The 20,050-nt window shown below is 63.0% G+C and carries 17 protein-coding genes and 1 pseudogene; 9 read left to right on the plus strand and 9 right to left on the minus strand.

Going from position 1 to position 20,050, the window contains the following annotated elements; genetic code table 11:
* The first annotated feature begins 38 nt into the window (after positions 1-38).
* Positions 39-1,526: a M48 family metalloprotease gene (locus tag IVB22_RS35960; protein ID WP_247522085.1), complete on the plus strand. Its 1,488-nt coding sequence runs from the start codon at positions 39-41 to the stop codon at positions 1,524-1,526.
* A gap of 192 nt (positions 1,527-1,718) precedes the next feature.
* Here the strand turns inward: IVB22_RS35960 and IVB22_RS35965 are convergent, their stop codons facing one another.
* The 8 genes from IVB22_RS35965 to IVB22_RS35995 form a co-directional block, all read right to left on the minus strand.
* Positions 1,719-2,117: a hypothetical protein gene (locus tag IVB22_RS35965; protein ID WP_247521872.1), complete on the minus strand. Its 399-nt coding sequence runs from the start codon at positions 2,115-2,117 to the stop codon at positions 1,719-1,721.
* Between the two features lie 196 nt (positions 2,118-2,313).
* On the minus strand, positions 2,314-2,706 hold the full coding sequence (locus IVB22_RS35970) for a hypothetical protein (RefSeq protein WP_247521873.1): 393 nt from the start codon (positions 2,704-2,706) through the stop codon (positions 2,314-2,316).
* Positions 2,707-2,895: 189 nt separating this feature from the next.
* Entirely contained in the window at positions 2,896-3,030 is a 135-nt protein-coding gene (locus IVB22_RS41485; RefSeq protein WP_256467505.1) for a hypothetical protein, read from the minus strand.
* 254 nt (positions 3,031-3,284) lie between these two features.
* Positions 3,285-4,076 (minus strand): CarD family transcriptional regulator, encoded by a 792-nt coding sequence (locus tag IVB22_RS35975; protein WP_247521874.1) that lies wholly within the window; start codon positions 4,074-4,076, stop codon positions 3,285-3,287.
* A 415-nt stretch (positions 4,077-4,491) separates the two neighbouring features.
* The gene (fdxA, locus tag IVB22_RS35980; RefSeq protein WP_247521875.1) at positions 4,492-4,830 is read right to left on the minus strand and encodes a ferredoxin FdxA; all 339 of its coding nucleotides are present in this window, start codon (positions 4,828-4,830) and stop codon (positions 4,492-4,494) included.
* Positions 4,831-4,966: 136 nt separating this feature from the next.
* A complete protein-coding gene (locus IVB22_RS35985) occupies positions 4,967-5,236 on the minus strand; it encodes an RNA-binding S4 domain-containing protein (RefSeq protein WP_247521876.1) in 270 nt (89 codons plus the stop codon).
* 12 nt (positions 5,237-5,248) lie between these two features.
* Positions 5,249-8,725, minus strand: coding sequence for a helicase-related protein (locus IVB22_RS35990; RefSeq protein ID WP_247521877.1), 3,477 nt, complete (start codon positions 8,723-8,725; stop codon positions 5,249-5,251).
* Between the two features lie 599 nt (positions 8,726-9,324).
* Positions 9,325-10,215: a DUF3108 domain-containing protein gene (locus IVB22_RS35995; protein ID WP_374207811.1), complete on the minus strand. Its 891-nt coding sequence runs from the start codon at positions 10,213-10,215 to the stop codon at positions 9,325-9,327.
* A gap of 451 nt (positions 10,216-10,666) precedes the next feature.
* Here IVB22_RS35995 and rpmB point away from each other — a divergent pair, with 451 nt between their 5' ends.
* The 8 genes and pseudogenes from rpmB to IVB22_RS36035 all read left to right on the plus strand — a co-directional run bounded on the left by rpmB (position 10,667) and on the right by IVB22_RS36035 (position 18,680).
* Positions 10,667-10,975: a 50S ribosomal protein L28 gene (gene rpmB / locus IVB22_RS36000; RefSeq protein WP_247521878.1), complete on the plus strand. Its 309-nt coding sequence runs from the start codon at positions 10,667-10,669 to the stop codon at positions 10,973-10,975.
* A 98-nt stretch (positions 10,976-11,073) separates the two neighbouring features.
* A complete protein-coding gene (locus IVB22_RS36005; protein WP_247521879.1) occupies positions 11,074-11,955 on the plus strand; it encodes a hypothetical protein in 882 nt (293 codons plus the stop codon).
* Between the two features lie 232 nt (positions 11,956-12,187).
* Positions 12,188-13,960 carry a hypothetical protein gene (locus tag IVB22_RS36010; RefSeq protein WP_247521880.1) on the plus strand — a complete coding sequence of 591 codons (1,773 nt, stop codon included), beginning with the start codon at positions 12,188-12,190 and terminating at the stop codon, positions 13,958-13,960.
* 281 nt (positions 13,961-14,241) lie between these two features.
* A pseudogene (locus IVB22_RS36015) lies at positions 14,242-14,445 on the plus strand (DUF2235 domain-containing protein); the annotation flags it as partial.
* 107 nt (positions 14,446-14,552) lie between these two features.
* Positions 14,553-14,810 (plus strand): type II toxin-antitoxin system RelE/ParE family toxin, encoded by a 258-nt coding sequence (locus tag IVB22_RS36020; RefSeq protein ID WP_247521881.1) that lies wholly within the window; start codon positions 14,553-14,555, stop codon positions 14,808-14,810.
* A gap of 4 nt (positions 14,811-14,814) precedes the next feature.
* A complete protein-coding gene (locus IVB22_RS36025) occupies positions 14,815-15,141 on the plus strand; it encodes a transcriptional regulator (RefSeq protein ID WP_247521882.1) in 327 nt (108 codons plus the stop codon).
* A 113-nt stretch (positions 15,142-15,254) separates the two neighbouring features.
* Complete coding sequence (locus IVB22_RS36030) at positions 15,255-16,541, plus strand: DUF2235 domain-containing protein (protein WP_247521883.1); 1,287 nt, start codon at positions 15,255-15,257, stop codon at positions 16,539-16,541.
* Between the two features lie 1,014 nt (positions 16,542-17,555).
* Positions 17,556-18,680 carry a DUF2336 domain-containing protein gene (locus tag IVB22_RS36035; protein ID WP_247521884.1) on the plus strand — a complete coding sequence of 375 codons (1,125 nt, stop codon included), beginning with the start codon at positions 17,556-17,558 and terminating at the stop codon, positions 18,678-18,680.
* Between the two features lie 189 nt (positions 18,681-18,869).
* On the opposite strand, the gene IVB22_RS36040 is transcribed toward IVB22_RS36035, so the two are convergent.
* A complete protein-coding gene (locus IVB22_RS36040) occupies positions 18,870-19,982 on the minus strand; it encodes an NADH:flavin oxidoreductase/NADH oxidase (protein ID WP_247521885.1) in 1,113 nt (370 codons plus the stop codon).
* Positions 19,983-20,050: the final 68 nt, after the last annotated feature.

Raw genomic sequence — 20,050 nt, forward strand, 5'->3', positions numbered from 1 at the left:
TCGACGATCCCGGTCGGATCGTAGGTCCAGTGGCTGATTTGACGCATCGTGCAGAACGGCGCGGAGGAAACACGGGCTGCCGCCTATTGGCTGCGCCGGCGCTGCTGTGCGCCGCGCTTACGGTTGCTTCCTGTGGAAATCTCGGAAAACTCGAGACCCCCGCGCCGACGGTGGCCGCGCCGAAGCCGAGCCGCACTGTCGCGCAGACGCCGGCGAGCGAGCGCGAACATGAGCGCATTCTCGCCTCCTATGGCGGCGCCTATGACGATCCGAAGCTCGCGACCCTGATCGGCAAGACCGTCGACCGGCTGGTCGCGGCCTCCGACCGTCCGGAGCAGCCCTACCGGGTGACCATCCTCAATTCCGGCGCGGTCAACGCCTTCGCGCTGCCGACCGGCCAGCTCTATGTGACGCGCGGCCTGGTGGCGCTCGCCAGCGACACCTCGGAACTTTCCTCGGTGCTGAGCCACGAGATGGCGCATGTCATCGCAAAACACGCCTCGATCCGGGAAGACCAGGCACGGCAGGCCGCGGTGGTTACCCGTGTCGTCACCGACATGAGCAACGACCCCGACCTGACGGCGCTGGCGCTGGCGAAAACGAAACTGACGATGGCGAGTTTCTCGCGCGCACAGGAATTCGAAGCCGACGGCATCGGCGTCGGCATTGCGGCCCGTGCCCGTTTCGATCCCTATGGCGCGGCGCGCTTCCTTGCCGCGATGGAGCGCAATGCGGCGATGAAGGCCGGCAAGACCTCGCTCGATCCCCGCGCGCAGGATTTCCTGTCTTCGCATCCGGCGACCCCCGAACGCGTGCAGAACGCGCAGGCCAGCGCCCGGCAATACACCTCGCCGCAGAGCGCCGAGCGCGACCGCGAGACCTATCTCGCCGCGATCGACAACATCGTCTATGGCGAAGACCCCAGCGAAGGTTTTGTGCGTGGCCGGCGCTTCCTGCATCCGAAACTCGGCTTCACCTTTGCAGCCCCCGATACGTTCACGCTGGATAACACCGCGCAGGCCGTGATCGGCGTGCGCGAGGGCGGCACGCAGGCGATGCGCTTCGACGTGGTGCGCGTGCCGGCTGAACAGTCGCTCGCCGACTACCTCAATTCCGGCTGGATGGAAGGCGTCGACAAGGGCTCCAGCGAAGACATGATGATCAACGGTTTCCCGGTGGCTTCGGCTTCCGCGAACGGCGATCAGTGGCAATTCAAGGTCTATGCGCTGCGCTACGGCAGCGACGTCTACCGTTTCATCTTCGCCGCCAAGCAGCGTAACACCGAGAGCGAGCGCAATGCGCGCGAGACCGTCAACTCGTTCCGCCGCCTGACGCTGGAAGAAATCCAGGCCGCGCGCCCGCTGCGCATCAAGGTCATCACCGTGCAACCCGGCGATACCGTGGAATCCCTCGCCCACCGCATGACCGGCGTCGACCGCCCCGCCGAGCGCTTCCGCATCCTCAATGGCCTCGACCAGCACGCGCAGGTCAAGCCAAGGGATCGCGTGAAGATCGTGGTGGATTGAGGCTAGGTAAGATCATCAAGCGACTCTTCTTCCCTTCTCCCTTTGTGGGAGAAGGTGGATCGCTGGCGCGAAGCGGCAGCGAGACGGATGAGGGGTCTGTCTCCGCGGAGAGAACCCCTCATCCGCCTTCGCTAGCGCGAAGGCACCTTCTCCCACAAGGGGAGAAGGGAAGCGACATCAAGCTCGCTTCATCTACTCGCTGGTTACGCGCGCACGCCACCGCGACTCGAAACTATCGTCGTCGAGCATCCGTGCCTGTGCATCCATGGGGCCGCTACGTTTCTCCGCGACGACGCTAACGGGCGCCGCCTCGACCTTGACCTTGGCTTGCGCGGATACCGCGTCGACCTTGGCTTTCGCTTGCGCGGGCGCCGCTGCGGGCCACCTCAGCAAAGATTTCGAGATCACGGCCTTGCCGGCGTACCAGCATTTTCGCCCGTCGATCAGGCGCCAGGACCAATGCCCTTGCGTCTTTGATGGCGAAGCAACGCATTGCTTGATCTGCGCTTTGGCCTGCGCGGTCAGCACGCCAATCGGTACGAGCGCAGCAATGCAAACGGCGAAAAAGATAAGCCGAATTTGCATCTTCATCGGTCACTCCCCCTGCGGTTAGTTGAGCGCGGGAGTAACTTCGCTTTCTATTCTGGTCATAAGAGGTCGAAAATCTGGCTGGCTTCCACGTCAGCGCCCTCAAAACGCCATCTCCGGTGGCCCCATCAAAGGGCGCGGACACTGCCCGCCGGACGCACGCATTCGCCACTTACTTCCTGCGGCTTCGTGACCAAGCCTAGTCGGCGATCGCCCGCGCGCGCCACCGCGCTTCGAAACTGTTGGCGTACTCAAGCAGCCGCGCTTGCGCATCGAGTGGATCGCTGCGCTTCTCCGTGGCGACGGTTACCGGGGCGACGGTTACCGGCACTGGCGCTGTATCGGCTTTCGCTTGCACTGTCGCTTTCGCTTGCACCGTCGCCTTCGCGGGCCACTGCAACAGTGATTTCGAGATCATGGTCTTGCCGGCGTACCAGCATTTTCGTCCATCGATCAGGCGCCAGGACCAATACGCTTGCGCACTCGAAGGCCGAGCGACACTGCATTCCACGGCCTTCGCATTTGCCACGCCGGTTGGCATGAGGGCAGCGATACAAGCGGCGAAAAAGACCAGCAGAATTTGCGTCTTCATCAAACACCCCCTGCGGTTCAATTAAATGTGGACAGAAGCCTCACTCTCAAATTTGGCCACAAATGGCCGAAAATTTGGCCACATTCCGGGCGAACGGCGGCGTGACGAGTTGAGGTGATTCGGCAACTATCTATCATTGCGAGTGCAGGCGGATTGTTCGCCGTCCGACTGCGTCAAGCGACACCGAGATCAGGAACAGATCCAGATGATCGCGACCGCAATCGGCAAGCCCAGACCAAATGCGCTGAGCGTAGCCAGGGCGAACTCGGAGAGCAGATTTGCTTGGGGCAGATTTGCTTGGGGTCGCACATCAGGTAACGACATGGCGTTACTCCTTGGAGCCCCCGCAAGCCCCCGGATGAACGATGAATACCCGCCTTTTGGCGGCTCTTTGTAAGGCCAGATGCTGAGCGGTTATGGTTAACATGGGGTTAACCCGCTGGCGCTCATGTTGCCGCAATGAGTTCGACCGTCTGGTGCAGAGAGAAGGGCAGCGGCGCGAGGACAGGAAACTAGCGCAACCCAAACAAAAAGCCCGGTCTCGCGACCGGGCTTTTATCTCAATCCGTCGAACCCTTTCAGGCGGCCTCATCCGCCACGGCAGCGTCGTCGCCGTCGGCTTCGACATCGGCCTCGTCGGCTTCGCCGTCAGCTTCGGTCGTCTCAGCCTTGGCGCCGCGGCGCGGGCTCTTGGCGAGCTGGCTTTCGATTTCCTTGACCGCTTCGGTCTCCGTCGAATGCTGCACGACGGCGATTTCGCGCGACAGCCGATCAAGCGCGGCTTCATAAAGCTGGCGCTCGCTGTAGGACTGCTCGGGCTGCGATTCCGAACGGTAGAGGTCGCGGACCACTTCGGCGATCGCGACGATGTCGCCCGAATTGATCTTGGCTTCGTATTCCTGCGCCCGGCGCGACCACATGGTCCGCTTGACGCGCGCACGGCCCTTAAGCGTCTCCAGCGCCCTCTTGACCAGCGCCGGCTCGGACAGCTTGCGCATGCCGACATTGGCGACCTTGGCGGTCGGCACGCGGAGCGTCATCTTGTCCTTCATGAAATTGATCACGAACAGCTCGAGCTTGGCGCCCGCGATCTCCTGCTCCTCGATGGCCAGGATCTGGCCGACGCCGTGGGCGGGATAGACCACGAATTCATTGGCCTTGAAGCCCTGACGCTGGGTCACGACCTTCTTCGGCTCCTCGACGCGCGGCGCGGCGACGACCGGCTTGGCGGGAGCCTTCGGCGCAGCAACGGCGGCTTTCGGGGGCGCAGCCTTCACAGGGGTCTTCACGGGAGCCTTGGCAGCAACTTTCGACGCAGTGGTCTTCGAACCCGTCGCTTTCGCGGCAGTCTTGGCAGTCTTTTCTGGCATTGCGCTTCTTTTGTTCTTTGAGGACTTTGTGGCCGCAACCTTCCTGGCAGCCTTTACGGTCGCCTTGGCACGGCCTTTGGTTGCGCTGCGGCTGGCCGGAGCGGCTTTTTTCGTGGTCTTGGAAGCACTCTTTTTACGCGTTTTCTGTGACACAGCCTGCGCGCGGAACTGCCACGCCCCTGTTCGATGTTTTACGGGAACCCACCGGGGCCACAAAGCTACGCATGGCCAGGATCGGCTTGTAATGTGCCCAATATAGCACATTTTCCGCAAAAATCAATGATTTACGCCGAGTTCCGGTCCTTTACGGGGCCGGTTCCGCCATAAGTCCGCTAACAGGGTTAAATCCGCAACGCTGGTTCGGTTCAGATTGGGGCCGAAAACAGGCTCAAGGAGCCCTTAACTTATCCACAGCCTAGTCACCGGAGCCGGGCTCCTTGGAAAAATATTTCTCGAACTTGCCTTCCACACCCTCGAATTCTTTCGCGTCGGGCGGCATGTCCTTCTTCTGAGTGATGTTGGGCCAGCTCTTGGCGTACTCGGTGTTGACCTCGAGCCACTTCTCCAGGCCGGGCTCGGTGTCCGGCTTGATGGCGTCGGCGGGACATTCGGGTTCGCAGACGCCGCAGTCGATGCATTCGTCGGGATGGATGACCAGCATGTTCTCGCCCTCGTAGAAGCAGTCGACGGGGCAGACTTCAACGCAGTCGGTATATTTGCATTTGATGCAGGCTTCAGTGACGACGTAAGTCATCCAGGGCTCCGAACAAGGCTCCGAGACGGATCTGTTTTCCGGGGTTTGCGTAGCGCATGCGGTGCGCTGCCGCAAGGGAAGCGGCGGGCCTCTGGCCGCCGATTTTCAGGCGTTCCCGCGAGCCCATTGCAGATAGTTATTGTTTGCCGTTCTGCAAATCATCGTACAGCACGCGCGCCGCTGTCGCGTCGCCCCGCCGCTCGGAAAATCCCACCACCTTGAGGATGCGCACATTGCGATCGAGCGCGATCGTCAGCACGTCGCCAACCTTCACCGCATGTCCCGGCGCCTTTTCGCGCACGCCGTTGATACGGACGTGACCGGCCTCGACGAGCGCGGCAGCGGAGGTGCGGGCCTTCACCACCCGCGCGTGCCACAGCCACTTATCGAGACGCTGCCGCTCCAACTGTGCTCTCGACTATTCCTTTCGGCCGGCGAGCTGCTCCTTCAGCGCCGCCAACTTGGCGAACGGCGAATTGGGATCGACGGGACGATCGCGCTCGCGCGGTGCCGCGCTGGTTGCCCATTGACGGTGCGAGGGGCCGCTATCGCGCTTGTCACGGCCGCCCTTGTCGCGTCCGCCGAAATCACGGCCGCCGCGCTCGCCCTTGTCGCGACCACCGCCCTTGTTTCGGTCGCCCTTGTTGCGATCGAACTTGTCGCGGCGGTTGTCGTTGTCGCGACCCTTGCCCTCAACGCGCTCGCGCGGCGGGCGATCCTGACGCGCCTCGGCAGGCGCTGCGCCCTCCGCGGCCGGTGTAGCGGCGGCGTTGGCCGGCGCGCCCTCGCGCGGCTTGCGGAACTCGTTGTTACGACGGCCGCGACGATGGCGCTGCTGCTCGCGCGGCGCCCCCTCGCCGCCTTCGCCGGCAGCGGCTGCCGGCGCGGCTTCCTGGGGACGGCCGTGATGACGCTGGCGGTTGCGGTCATGATGCGGACGGCGCTCGTCGGAACGGCCGCCGGGCCGCCAGACTTCGACGAGTTGCGGCTCAACCGGCGTCTCGGGTTTTGTCTCTGCGCTGGCTGCTTCAGCGGGAACGGCTTCCGCAGCAGCGCCTTCAGCAGGCGCTTCGCTCGCGGTTGCGGGCTCGGCCGCAGCTTCGGCGGCGCTGATCGTCGGCTCCGCCTCCTGTTCCGGAGGCGCATCCGCGATCGCGGCTTCCGCCGGCGTGGTCTCGACGGGCTCGGGTGCGGCCTCGACCGGCACCGCAGGCTCTTCGCTCACGAAGGGTACCGGCGTGACGTTGGGCAGCAGCGATGCCGACGGCGCGGGATCGCCGGAGATCGGCAATTCAGCCGCGACTTCTTCCGCCGGCGTCTCTGCCGTTATCTCCGCCGGCGTCTCTGATGTTGCCTCGGCACTCGCCTCGACCGGCGGCGTTTCAGCGGCGACGGTCTCGACAACGACCTCAGGCGCGGGCTTCGGCGGCAATGGCGCACGGCGGTCCATGCGATAGCCGAGCGCGCGCAGGATCGAGGCAAAGTCCTCGCCGGCAGATCCTGTCAGCGAGGTCATCGCCTGCGTCACCACAAAACCGCGGCCATCGAACGCGCCGGTCGGCTTTTCGCCGGGCGAACTCTCGCGCCACGCCAGCGCGGGACGAATGAGATCGGCGAGCCGCTCCAGGATATCGACACGCACCGCGCGCTCGCCGCACTGGCGATAGCCGAGCACGCGATAGGCGTCGCGATGCAGCGCCTTGTCGACCGGGAACGAGGTGCGGCCCGAGCTCGCCAGATGCTGCGCGCCCGACAGCGCAGACATGTCGACATTGTCCTGCTTCTCGGCCCACAACAGCGAAGCCAGCGCGCGCGCAGCGGGCTTCAGGAGCCCGGGGAAATAGATGTGATAGGCGCCGAACCGCACGCCGTATTTGCGCAGCGTGGCGCGCGAGGCCTGGTCGAGATCCTTCATCTCGGCGGAAATTTTTGCGCGCTCCAGCACGCCGAGCGCCTCGACCAATTGGAACGCGATGCCGCGCCCGATGCCGGTGATGTCCTCGGCCTTCGACAGCCCGAACAGCGGGCCGAGCAGCTTTTCGATATGCGTCTTCAGCCAGAGATCGAGCCGCGCCTGCACGGCCTCGCGCGGCGCGCCGGAGAGACGATCGTCGGCAATGATGCGCAAGCGCGGATGCAGCGCGTCGTCGGCCGCAACGAGTTTTGCGACCGCATCGCCGGTCCAGCGGATGGTGCCGTCGGACGTCAGCACGAACTGGTCGTCGGGCGCAGCGGCAAGCTTCGTGGCGCGCGCGTCGATCTCGCTGGCGAGCACCTGCTGGGCGGCCGCCTGCAACGCCTTGGCGTCCGAGCCGGCTTCCGCCGCATCGGGTGCAAAGGTAAATCCATCGAGCCGGCCGATCGCGTGGCCTTCCACAATCACTTCGCCGGTCTTGCCAATTTCCGTATTCAAAACACTGTTCTCCCGCAGGCGGCGCATCAATACACTGGTCCGCCGGTCAACGAAACGCTCCGTAAGGCGTTCATGCAGCGCATCGGATAATTTATTTTCGACCTCCCGGGCGATCCCCTGCCAGTGGTCGGGGTCGGACAGCCAGTCCGGGCGGTTGGCGACGAAGGTCCAGGTGCGGATTTGCGCGATCCGGCCCGACAGCGTGTCGATATCGCCGGTCACGCGGTCGGCCTGGTCAACCTGGGCTCCGAACCATGCGTCAGGGATCCGGCCCTTTTTCATCAGGAATGCATAAAGCGTGGTCACGAGCTCGGCGTGGGCAGCCGGCGCGATCTTGCGGTAATCCGGGATCTGGCAGGCGTCCCACAGCCGTTCCACGGCGGCCGCGCCGTGGGCCATGTCCCTCACCTCGCCGTCGCGCGCCGCATGATCGAGCACGCGCAAATCTTCGGCAATCGGCGCGCGGGTCAAGGCCTCATGCCCCGGCGAGAGCGCCAGCGACACCTGAAGCGCGCCGAGCGAGGCAAAGTCCAGTTTCGAATTCCGCCACTGCAGCATTTTGACGCTGTCGAACGTGTGGTTCTGCAGCGCGTTCACCAGCTCCGGCTCGAACGGCCCGCAGCGCCCCGTGGTGCCGAAGGTGCCGTTGCGGGTGGCGCGTCCGGCACGACCCGCGATCTGCGCGAACTCGGACGGATTGAGCCTTCGGAACTGATAGCCGTCGTATTTGCGGTCGGAGGCGAAAGCCACATGATCCACGTCGAGGTTCAGCCCCATGCCGACGGCGTCGGTGGCGACGAGATAATCGACGTCGCCGTTCTGGAACATCGCGACCTGCGCATTGCGTGTGCGTGGGCTTAGCGAGCCCAATACAACAGCAGCGCCGCCATGCTGCCGGCGGATCAGTTCGGCGATCGCGTAGACTTCATCCGCCGAGAACGCGACGATCGCGGTGCGCCGCGGCTGGCGCGTGATCTTGCGGTCGCCGGCGAATTCAAGCTGCGACAGCCGCGGCCGCGTGATGATGGACGCGCCGGGCAATAGCCGCTCGATGATCGGGCGCATGGTGGCGGCACCGAGCAGCAGCGTCTCGTCGCGGCCGCGGCGATGCAGGATACGGTCGGTGAAGACATGCCCGCGTTCGAGATCGGCCGCGATCTGGATTTCATCGACAGCGAGAAACGACACGTCGAGATCCCGCGGCATCGCTTCCACAGTGGAGACCCAATAGCGCGGATTCTTCGGCTTGATCTTCTCTTCGCCTGTGATCAGCGCAACGCTCTCGGCACCCGCCCGATCCGCGATCTTGTTGTAGACCTCGCGCGCGAGCAGCCGCAGCGGCAGGCCGATCACGCCGGATGAATGCGCCAGCATCCGCTCGATGGCCAGATGCGTCTTGCCGGTGTTGGTCGGCCCGAGCACGGCGGTGACGCCGGCGCCGGGCGCGCGATCATTCGCGAACGTGGAAGGTGAGAAAGCCATGTGTTGCAGGTGTTTCTTTAGGTGCCGGTCGTCATTGCGAGCGAAGCGAAGCAATCCATGGCGCCGCACGTGGAGATATGGATTGCTTCCGCCTTCGCTCTGCGAGCTACGGCGGACAAGTCGTCGCTTACGCTCCTCGCAATGACGGGGAAACTCAGAACTTCGTCGTTTGGCACCATCTTCCGCCGATTCTGTTTCATTCTGCGACGGCGATGCGGTCGCGGCTTAAGCTCTGGAACGAGTCTGGAACGAAACGCGCCCGAATCGCTGACTCTTCCCGAAACCCGATACGTTCACCGCAACATCTCGCGCTGACACGCCCGGGGCGGCACTAGATCAAGTTTGTGACGGCTCCACAAGCGACGGTTTGGCGGTGAAATCCTTAAGGCCCCGAGTCGAATCAGAACGAGGTAAGAGTCAACTGAATTCCGTAAAGCCTCTCGCCGTCGTCCCTGCGAACGCAGGGACCCATAACCACAGGCGTTCATTGTTTGGCACCGGCAGCAACTCCGAGTCCCTTAGTCCGCACGGCCGCGGCGTATGGGTCCCTGCTTTCGCAGGGACGACCGCGGTGCGTGGATCACGAGCGCGCCCGACCCCTACTGCGTCTTCGCCACCCTCGGCGGCGCTGCGGTCGTGACAAACGACGTCGCTTCCAGCATCGCCGGGCCGAACGGCGTCGGGATGGTCATGCGGAACGGAATCAGGATGCGGGTTCCCGCGATCGGCACGAACGCGATCTCGATGCGGCGTTCGGTGGCGAGATATTTGATCACGGGGCGATCGGGGATGTAGCCCGCGATCGGGGTGAAATAGATCGCGCAGACCAGCGCCGGCCCGTGATAGCCCTTCTCGGCCTTCACCGTTTCCATGCGCTTGTAATCGAGCTTGAGGTCGTAGCGCATGCGCCCGTCGAAGATCCCCGTGCCGGTGCGGCAGGAATCCGGCGACAGCACCTCGCCATTGCCGGGCACGCGCAGCATCGAGCCGGTCATGGGATCGAGCACGCCCTTGCGGTGCGCGTCGGTGACGACGATACGGTCCTGATCGACCGGCGGCGCCGGTTCGATCGAAAAATCCTTCACCCCGCCATTGGCCAGCACCATGCGGATGGTTTCGGACTTCTTCTGCGTGGTGGTGGTCGCGGTATAGGCATTCGCCACCAGCGCGCCGCCCACGACGCGCCCCTGGCTGGCGCCGGAACCCGTGCCGCCGGAAAACGCCTTCAACAGGCCCGCGGTGCCGCCCTGGGCGGAGGCCGAAAACGTGTCGTCGCCGATTTCGATGGTCCAGCTACCCTTGCCGACCGGGATGCCCGCCAGCGTCGCCTCGTATTGCGCATCGAGCCGGCCCTGCGCGAACGCCGCCTGCGGCGCCAGCGCTGCGAACGCCAGGGCGTACAGGCTGAAACCGAGCCTCGAGAGGGGCGAAACGGCGCGTTTTGCGGTCACGAATGGATTGTCCCGGGATCGGCGCGAGCTGATGTTCATGTAAGCAGACATATCCGGCAAACAACGCGCAGCTTTCGCGAAAAACCACGCCTTACAATCAGGCCTCGCATCGCCGCCCGCCTCTTTGCGGAAGGCCAAGGCCTACCCCTTAACGAAAGCCATGGTGTCGGCGGGGATTGCGCCCTTTATATGATGCCTTAAGTGGCTGGAACCCCTTACAAACCGGCCCAATTCCGCGGTCCGGACACCAGCGTTTTCGAGCGAAGCCTGCCCGGACCTGGCGCCTGGGCGATCTTTCGGTTCGCGAGAAGAAAACGCGTCAAAACAAGGGGCTCGGGGCTCAGAATGGGGCGCCACACCGCCCAAAAACCTTGACGGTTCGGCCGTCTCCCCCTATACGACCGCAGTTCCTGGAAATGGACGCGATTTTGGACCCCCGCGCAGCCGCGAGATGCGCTTGCCTATGGCGGGGATGGAAGAGGATTTTGCAATGTCCCGGCGCTGCGAACTGACGGCCAAGGGCCCCCAGACGGGCCACAAGGTGAGCCACTCGAACATCAAGACCAAGCGGCGCTTCCTGCCGAACCTGGTCAACGTCACCTTCATCTCGGACGCACTCGCCCGCAACGTGCGCCTGCGCGTCTCGACCAATGCGCTCAAGAGCGTCGACCACAATGGCGGCCTCGACAAGTATTTGTTGAAGGCCAAGGCCGACGTGCTCTCGCCCCGCGCGCTGGATCTCAAGCGCGCGATCGAGAAGAAGGTCGGCAAGCCGGTGTTCGTGAAGAAGGCGAGCTGAGCTTTAGCTGCACAAAATCGGCGGATCGGAGTTTGAAGCGGCCGGGTCGAAAGACCCGGCCGCTTTTGTTTACGCACACGCCTCACCCACTCTCCGTCATGGCCGGGCTTGACCCGGCCATCCACGTCTTCCTTGCCTTGAGCGCACACCGTATTTCCACGGTGAGGACACACGCGTATTCACCCTTGCCCACTCCCTTTGGTTGCGATTGTATCGCTGACGGGTCTGGGGGGCTCATTGTCATGCGTAATTTCGGAATCGTGGCGCTGTGCGCCGCGCTGGGCGGCTGCGTTTCGAACGGCGAAACCATTGCGTTCCGCGCTTCTAATCCACAGCAACAGGCGATGATGCGCGACGGGCAACCGGCACTCGTTTCACGCCAGAAGCATTCCCTGGTGCTGGTGCGTCCGGCCTCGCGTCAACTGCAGGCAAACGGGCGGCCGGTGTTTGTCGTCGGCATCAACAATTTCGGAAAGCAGCCGACGGAATTTCGCGTTGCTCAGGTAGAAGCCATCCAGCACGTCGGCGGCTCCGATTTCGGAATGCAGATCGTCACGTTCGAAATGCTGCAGCAGGAAGAAAAAAACCGGCAGGTGGCACGAGCCGTTCTCGCTGGCGTTGCCGGTGCTGCGAACGCTTACAGCGCCTCTCAGGCGGGCCACGGAAGTTATACGACGCCAAGCGGTCGCACCGGTACTTTCTACAGCCCGACAGCCGCCGTGATCGCACAGAACAACGCCGCCGTGCAAAACGAGGCCATGTTCGCCGCCACCATCGAAACGGGCCAACGCAACATGGCCGCGCTTGAACAGACGGTCATCAAGGACAACACGCTCATGCCCGGCGAATGGTACGGCGGCCAGTTGCACATTGCGCCTCCGACCGATCAGGCTGGCGGGAAGAAGAGCTACACGATCGTGATTACGGTCGGGCAGGATCGGCACGTGGTGGACGTCAATCAAGGACCGGCGGGGACATAGAACGATGCGTGCGGCATCGATGGCCGGTCAATCATGATAGTTCTGCGCGCCGGTTGCGAAGGCCAGTTGAGGGCGATTTGAGTCGAGCGGAGAAAGTCGTAGCGTTTGGGACGGATCGGCCGTTTCGTTACTGTTGTCGTCGAAAAGGTCTGTCGGTTAGAACGAATACCCGCCAAAGCTGCGGATTGTGACTTAGGCAGATCGGGTGCCCGACAGCCAAGAGAGAACCTCTATGAGTGTTCCGCCGCAAGAATGGTTTGAGATGCATGACGTTCGGCGGCGTCGCATCGCCAACGCGGTGTGGATACCACTACGATTAGCCCAAACGAAGCCGCTGCCTTTTCCCAGCGGACCTGGTACCGGCATCATCTCTGGCGAGGAGTTGTTCTTTGTCGGTTCTGTCGCATTTCCTGAAAGCAATAGAGCGAAAGCTGAGGAGCTGGGCTGGAGCGACATAGGGATTGGTCACTCTGAAGGACCGTATGCCTTCAAAGACAGTTACAAACCTTGCGAGGTCTATCAGTACAACGAACAGCAAGACCTCGGCGTCAGCTTTGTATTCCAGCAACATGTAGGGGCCGGGCACCCTCCTGTTTGGCATCTAAGCCAAGACCTAATCATAGCGCTCGGACTAATCCGCGAAGATACGAGCTGGGTTAGGCCTCAAGAAGGATACGTCGACGTTGTGAGAGAGGTGCTAGAGCCTGATGGGAGCATGGCGGGGTTTGTAATGAGGAGCGACTTCCTCCGGGATTATTTAGCAGCTCGTAGGCTAGCGCTTCGGATAGCCATCTATCGGCAGCGTACTGCCACGCTCCGAGACGCTTCGCACGTCACGTGGGTGAAGTCGGGTTTAGTCGAGAGCCGACCTCATGATCGGTTTGAAGCGCGTGCCTTCGAGACAGGAATGGACGGAAGTCTTCGCGGCTCAGTGGCGGTGTTCGAGATGTGGCGCACAGATGTTGATGAAGGCGAGGAAGTACCCATTTTCCCGGCAGAGACTGACAGTAACACGGGCGGCCGCTCATTTAGCTTTGAAAGAAAAGGTGAGCCCGTCGTTCGCGTAATGGGTGAACTCTGGCGTGAAGAATGGATCGAGCCGGCCCTTCGAAGCGAACGAATGCGAGGGGACAAGCCGGAGACCGACCTTGACTTCATCATTGATGGGGCGGGGAGCCGGCTTCCTTCTCAAAAATTGAACAACGAGGATGTCGGCAGATATCTTTGGTTCAATCCGCGCGTCGTTTCGGAGTTGACCAGTTACCGAGGGTCAAGCTTGGAATGGTACACTGGTGACACAGGCTCGTTGCGGTGTTCGCCTGACTACCGTGTTCATTTTGGCGTCAATCAGCTTGGTCTAATCAACGTCTACGCCTACGACGTTGCCAGGCTTCCGCAGTGGCAGCAGAGAATTTGGGCAGGAGCTAACGTCTTGCCCGACGGGGGCGTCTCAGCCGAGCTACTGGCGGCGCAAATGCGCTCTCGACCCGCAAAGACAGTTGCTCCTGAGGCTCTGTTTCTAGCCGAGATGGCAGCGCTAGACGAGGATTTCACTAGAACGTTCGGTGTTCCTGTCTTCCGGCACCATCACGCTACAGATGCAATCGCCGCCAAAATCCATAGATTTCGGGCCGTAGACCAACAAGGCCTTCTGGCGCTTGCGAAGGACATCGCGAGGCTCACCGCAGATCGGCTTGATGTGAGCGCAATGCATAAGGCGGTTGGCAAACCGGATGAAACACTGGGCTCCCTAAAATCACTCGAGCGGCTGCTCGGAAATTTCGTTCCAAAGGAAGAAGCTAGGAAGCTCCTAACGCCCCTTGTTGGAATTTATGAACTCCGTCTCGGAGACGCGCATCTTCCGGCCAGCCAGATCGCTGATGCCTTCCTGTTGGCAGGCGTAGACACGACCCTTAGATTGGTCGAACAGGGCAAGGCGATGATCGCTAGCGCGGCCATGGCGTTAGCCGGCATCCGAGCAGTCCTCCGACCCGGTTTTGGTTAAAGAGGGATCAGCCAGGACTGGCACCCGCTCAGTTGCAGAAAGTCGGGTTCGGGAAACCTATGGATCCGACGACGCGGGCGGATGGAAGTGGTGGCTGGATAATCGAGCGTTACGCGAGTTCCTTTTGGGTTCTGGCGGATATCCGTCCTTGCCCTCGCCTAACCGTTTCCGATTTTGATAACCTTGGGCCTTTGCTGGCGATCGTCTAGCACCATAGGCTACCCCTCCTAGAATCCGCTATACTCGCCAAGGTAGCATCACCGATTCCCCCGCGAGTCCCCATGCGCAACATCATCATCTGCTGCGACGGCACCGGCAACGAGATTTCCGAGAACATCTCCAACGTGCTGAAGCTCTATCGCTGCCTGCGCAAGACGGAGAAGACGTCCCCGCGGCAGCTCGTCTATTACGATCCGGGGGTCGGCACGCTGGCGCGGCCGGATCCGTGGCACAAGCTGAGGCAGGATTTCAACGCGATCCTCGGTCCTGTACGGCTTGCGCAATAGTAACATATATGATACCACATGATCCGGATTGAGAGTACCTCTCGGAAGGAAGCAGCCCTTTCCGCCGCTGGTTCGACGATCTCGACGTGCAGGCGGCGGCCAGCGTGACGGTCGCGATCGAGCGGGTGGCCGAAGGCAACACATCGAACGTCAAGCCGATTGGAGAAGGCGCCGCCGAACTCAAAATCAATCGCGGTCCCGGCTATCGCGTGTATTTCGGCTGGGACGGCAAGGTGCTGGTCATTTTGCTCGGCGGCGGGACCAAGCGAAGGCAGCAGAACGACATCGAGGCCGCGCTGCGCCGCTGGCGCGATTACAAGAAGCGAAAGCGCAACGAAGGATGACGCCATGCCACTGACCCGGAACTTTCGCGACACCGTGCGAACGCGAGCGGAGCGCGAACCCGCCTTTCGCCGGGCGCTGTTTCAGGAGGCGGTGCAGGCCCTGCTGCAGGGCGAGACCGATGAGGGCCGCGCGGCGCTACGGGCCTATATCAATGCAACGGTCGGATTCGACCGGTTGGGCGAAGTGCTGGGGCGTTCGCCGAAAAGCCTGATGCGGATGTTCGGCCCGGATGGCAACCCAACGGCTGAAAATCTGCTCGGCGTCATCGGCGCGTTGCAGGAAGAAACCGGGGTGCACCTGAAGATTCGCGCGGTCACCGAGGCGGCCTGACGCGGGCCTTGCGCTGAGAATGCCGTGGACGAGGCGCGGCCGCCGCCCGCAACGTCATCCAAAATCCCCAAATTTCGCTATACTCGCTCTGGTAGCACTGGGGGAGCATCACTATGCGCAACATCATCATCTGCTGCGACGGCACCGGCAACGAGATTTCCGAGAACATCTCCAACGTGCTGAAGCTCTATCGCTGCCTGCGCAAGACGGAGAAGACACAGCCGCGGCAGCTCGTCTATTACGATCCGGGGGTCGGCACACTGGCGCGGCCGGATCCGTGGCACAAGCTACGCCAAGATTTCAACGCGATCCTGGGGCTCGCCACCGGGTATGGGCTCGATGACAACGTGCTCGCGGCCTATGGCTTCCTGGTCCACAATTATCAGGCCGGCGACCAGATCTATCTGTTCGGCTTTTCCCGCGGCGCCTATACCGTGCGGGTGCTGGCGGGGCTGATCCACAAGGTGGGGCTGATCTCGCCGGAGCAGGTCAATCTCGCAGGGAGCGGCCTGATCGCCTACAAGCAGTTCTCCTCCGACGAGGCGCCGAAGCTGCGGGCGAAGATCAAGTCGGCCATCGATGTCGCCGCCGCGGAAGACGCAGCTCCGCAGACCGCCTTCGACAACGCCGCACAATTCGCGCGCATCACCTCGGCGCGCTGGCCGACCATCCGCTTTGTCGGCGTCTGGGATACGGTGGCGAGCGTGATCGTGCCGCGGGCCGATCGCTTCTATTGGCCGAGCCTGGAGGAGCTGGCGTTCACCCTTGTGAACCCGAGCGTGCAAACATTTCGTCAGGCGATCTCGATGGACGAGCGGCGCTGCATGTTCCGCCTGAAAAAGTGGGACGACCCGCAGACCTACAAGCACAACCGCTTCAACGATGCGCACGCCGAGCCGCAGGATATCTTGCAGGTGTGGTTCGCCGGCGTGCATGCCGATATCGGCGGCGGCTATCCGGAAAAGCAAAGCGGGCTTTCCAAATATCCGCTGCTCTGGATGATCGACGAGGCGACGAGTTGCGGCCTGCAGGTCAACCAGGCCACCGTCAACCAGCTCGCCTGGGGCATTCAGCGCAAGGGCTCACCGTTCTCCTATGTCGTGCCTGATGTGCGCGGCGAGCTGCACGATTCGCTGCGAGGGGCGTGGTGGATCCTCGAATATCTGCCGAAGAGCGCGCGCTACAAGGAGTGGCCGGCGCGAAAAACGCATTTCGGCTATTACATCCCGGACGCCGAACCGCGCTTGATTCCCGACGGCGCCATCATCCACGAATCCGCGCTTATGCGCATGGACGCGATGCCGAGCTACCGGCCGGTGAATTTGCCGAAGCAGTACGAGAAGTTTCCGATGCCGGTAGCGCCGGGACATGCGTCCGCGCAAGTGGAAGAGGATGCGTAGGCTGGGGGAGGATTGACGCAACTTCACTTACCCTCCCCTGGAGGGGGAGGGTCGGCTCGCGTGGAGCGTAGCGGAATGCGAGACGGGGTGGGGTGATCTCTCCACTCGGGCACTGTTGGATGTGGAGAGACCGTCACCCCACCCCGCCGCTCATTGCATGAGCGTCGACCCTCCCCCTCCAGGGGAGGGTGTGGTGTGATGTCCTGTGTGACTGCCCGACGGGCAAATCACTTAAAACCTGTCCAGCCCTCGCATGAAAAATATTCCGCTTCGCGTTCACCCCAAATCAACCCTACAACATCAGCCATCCCGCGCCCACAAGAGGGGCGTATCGCGATCGTCACGGACGTAGGGTGCGGGGAGCGGTGGGCCGCGGCACGCCGGGCGCGCAACAAGTTTTCGCAGGGTGAGCTTGCTCATGAGCGAAGGCCGCGCGCCGACGAACGGCGATTGAAGCGGACGGCAAAGCCGTGTGGTCCTGGCGCCCGTTGCTGGTGTCAAGCCGGCGGAGGTTTTGCGAACCCAACCGGGTTTCGCCAAAACCTTCAATCCGCCGGTGACGGAGGCAAAAGGAATTCGTCTCCGGGGAGAGCTCGGTATAAGCCGTAAACCCATCGCGCAGGGAATGCCGGGCTGCTCCGGCTGTACCTGTATGCTCGTGTGCGCATCTCTCGCACTATTTGCACACGAGACCGCGGGTGCCAGCCGGCACCCGGCATTCCCTGCGCCCTCTTGTTTTGGAGGGACAAGGTTCATGGAAAGACTCGGGCGCAATGCGCCGCGAGAACGCGGAGTCATACTTGAATCGCGACTACATCCATCCGTCGTGCCTGCTTTCGCAGGGACGACGTGGGAGCGAAACTCTCATCACTCGGCCACTGGCCGACCACCCCCGCAATCTTACGGCCCCAATCCCGCCGCCGCGCGACCCAAATGGTTTACGGATCGTTCAACTCTGCCCCCTATTCTCAACCATCCGCTGCCAGAACCGGCTTTAAACGCTCAGGACGAGCGATGTTGGAACGATCGATCGCCGACGAGGTCGAGGCGGCCATCAAGGCCGGCTCGACGGAAAAACATCTGGATACGCTGAGGCAGGTCACCGACCTGTTTCTGGTGTCCGCCGACGGCTATTCCGGCGAACAGATCGAGCTGTTCGGCGACGTGCTGGAACGGCTGATCAGGACCGTCGAGCTGCGTGCGCTCGCCGACGTCTCCGCGCGCATTGCGCTCGCCGAAATGAGCACGCAGTTCGCCTCCATCAAGCGGGCGCCGCCAGCCGTGGTCCGGCGCCTCGCGCAGAACGACGAGATTTCGATCGCGCGGCCCGTGCTGACCGAATCGGCGCGGCTTTCGGCCGAGGATCTGGTCGAGCTCGCACAAACCAAGGGCGAGCAGCATCTGCTCGCGATCTCCGGGCGCTGGTGGCTGACCGAGATCGTCACCGACGCGCTGTTGAAGCGGCATTACCCTTCGGTCAGCCGGCGGCTCGTCACCAATCCCGGCGCGCGGATGTCGGCTGGCGGCTATGCCATCGTGCTGAAGCAGGCGGAGAACGATCCTGAGCTGGCCGTCGAGACCGGCATTCGCGTCGACCTGCCGGCCGATCAGCGCGCGCAATTGTTGCGCAGCGCTACCGAGGTTGTGCGCACGCGGCTGTTGTCGCGCGCTCCGCCGCATCTGTTCGAGGAAATCCGGAACGCGATCGCCGTCGCCGCCGCCGGCGCCAACCGCGAAATGTCGCGCACGCGCGATTTCACCGCGGCCCGCCGCTTCGTCGCAGCCCTCGCCAAGCACGGCAAGCTCAACGAGCCGGCGCTGCTGGCGTTTGCGAAAGAGCGGAAATACGCCGAAACGGTTGCCGCACTCGCCGTACTGTCAGGCTCTACCCTCGAGGTGATCCGCCCTGTCATGCAGAGCCTGCGCGATGACGGCGTGCTGATCCCCTGCCGCGTCGCCGGACTGAATTGGGAAACCGTCGCCGCCGTGCTCGACAGCCGCTTCGCCTCCGGCAGCACGGGCCGCTATGAACTGGCGAAAGCGAAAGAGCAATACGGCAAGCTGACAGTCGAAAACGCCCGCCGCCTGCTTAAATTCTGGCAAGTCCGCGCCGCCGACGCGCCGCCGAAGCCGAATTGAGAGAGCGTACTCCGTCATTGGGAGCGAAGCGATTCTTACTTCCCTTCTCCCCTTGTGGGAGAAGGTGTCGTAGCGAAGCGAAGGCGGATGAGGGGTCTGTCTCCGCGGATAGAGACCCCTCATCCGTCTCGCTGCCGCTTCGCGTCAGCGATCCACCTTCTCCCACAAGGGGAGAAGGGAAGAGGCACGCTACCTCGTCCCGAACGTGGTTGCGCCGAACAGCGCCTTCTGCGTCGAGGGCTGCGAGCGCCAGTATTGCGGCGGGGCGAAAACCTCACCGCCGAGTTCGGCCGCCGCGTGCCAGCCCCAGCGCGGGTCGTAGAGCATGGCGCGCGCGAGCGCGACCATGTCGGCCTTGCCCGAGGCCACGATCTCCTCGGCCTGCTTCGCTTCCGTGATCAGGCCGACGGCGATGGTAGGAAGGCCGGTCGCCTCGCGGATCGCCTGCGCGAACGGCACCTGGTAGCCGGGGCCGAGCGGAATTTTTTGCAAGGGCGACACGCCGCCCGAGGACGCGTCGATCCAGTCGACGCCGCGCGCCTTGAGTTCGTGCGCGAATTGAATGGTCTGCGCCAGGTCCCAGCCGCCCTCGACCCAGTCGGTGCAGGAGACGCGCAATCCGACCGGCTTGTCATGCGGGAACGCCGCGCGCACCGCGTCGAAAACTTCGAGCGGAAAGCGCATGCGGTTCGCCAGCGAGCCGCCATATTGATCGGTGCGCCGGTTCGCGATCGGCGACAGGAACTGATGCAGGAGATAGCCGTGCGCGGAGTGCACCTCGATGGCATCGATGCCGAGCCGCTCGGCGCGCTTCGCCGCCGCCACGAAAGCGTCGCGCACGCGCTTCAGTCCCTCCGCGTCGAACGCCAAAGGCGGCGTCTCGCTCTCCTTGTGCGGGATCGCCGAGGGCCCCTCCGCCCGCCAGCCGCCTTCGGCGAGCGGGATCAGTTGCCCGCCGTCCCACGGCGTGTGGCTCGAGGCCTTGCGGCCGGCATGCGCAAGCTGGATCATCACCGCCGCCTTCGAGCGCTTGCGCACCGAGGCGAGAATGGGCTTGAGCGCGGCTTCGGTGGCGTCGTTGTAGAGGCCGAGGCAGCCCGGCGTGATACGGCCGATCGCCTCGACCGCGGTGGCCTCGATGCAGAAGATCGCGGCCCCCGACAGCGCCAGCGAATTGATGTGGGTGAAGTGCCAGTCATTGGCCTCGCCATTGACGGACGAGTACTGGCACATCGGCGCCACCATGATGCGGTTGGCAAGGTTGAGGCCGCGCAGCTTGATCGGGGTAAACAGAGCGCTCATGGGCTAAGGAATCCGGACCGGAGGGAAAACGACCCGCCATGTCTAGCGAGCCGCTCGGCACTCCTCAA

It is taken from the genome of Bradyrhizobium sp. 190 (assembly GCF_023073415.1).
Taxonomy (GTDB): Bacteria; Pseudomonadota; Alphaproteobacteria; order Rhizobiales; family Xanthobacteraceae; genus Bradyrhizobium.

Coding starts and splice junctions, on each gene's coding strand:
- IVB22_RS36005 (WP_247521879.1), top strand. CDS start 11,074: ATGGCCGGGCTTGACCCGGCCATCCACGTCTTCCTTGCCTTGAGCGCA.
- IVB22_RS35975 (WP_247521874.1), bottom strand. CDS start 4,076: ATGCCAGAAAAGACTGCCAAGACTGCCGCGAAAGCGACGGGTTCGAAG.
- IVB22_RS36025 (WP_247521882.1), top strand. CDS start 14,815: ATGCCACTGACCCGGAACTTTCGCGACACCGTGCGAACGCGAGCGGAG.
- fdxA (WP_247521875.1), bottom strand. CDS start 4,830: ATGACTTACGTCGTCACTGAAGCCTGCATCAAATGCAAATATACCGAC.
- IVB22_RS36010 (WP_247521880.1), top strand. CDS start 12,188: ATGAGTGTTCCGCCGCAAGAATGGTTTGAGATGCATGACGTTCGGCGG.
- IVB22_RS35970 (WP_247521873.1), bottom strand. CDS start 2,706: ATGAAGACGCAAATTCTGCTGGTCTTTTTCGCCGCTTGTATCGCTGCC.
- IVB22_RS36035 (WP_247521884.1), top strand. CDS start 17,556: ATGTTGGAACGATCGATCGCCGACGAGGTCGAGGCGGCCATCAAGGCC.
- IVB22_RS35995 (WP_374207811.1), bottom strand. CDS start 10,215: ATGAACATCAGCTCGCGCCGATCCCGGGACAATCCATTCGTGACCGCA.
- IVB22_RS35965 (WP_247521872.1), bottom strand. CDS start 2,117: ATGAAGATGCAAATTCGGCTTATCTTTTTCGCCGTTTGCATTGCTGCG.
- IVB22_RS36040 (WP_247521885.1), bottom strand. CDS start 19,982: ATGAGCGCTCTGTTTACCCCGATCAAGCTGCGCGGCCTCAACCTTGCC.
- IVB22_RS36030 (WP_247521883.1), top strand. CDS start 15,255: ATGCGCAACATCATCATCTGCTGCGACGGCACCGGCAACGAGATTTCC.
- IVB22_RS35990 (WP_247521877.1), bottom strand. CDS start 8,725: ATGGCTTTCTCACCTTCCACGTTCGCGAATGATCGCGCGCCCGGCGCC.
- rpmB (WP_247521878.1), top strand. CDS start 10,667: ATGTCCCGGCGCTGCGAACTGACGGCCAAGGGCCCCCAGACGGGCCAC.
- IVB22_RS41485 (WP_256467505.1), bottom strand. CDS start 3,030: ATGTCGTTACCTGATGTGCGACCCCAAGCAAATCTGCCCCAAGCAAAT.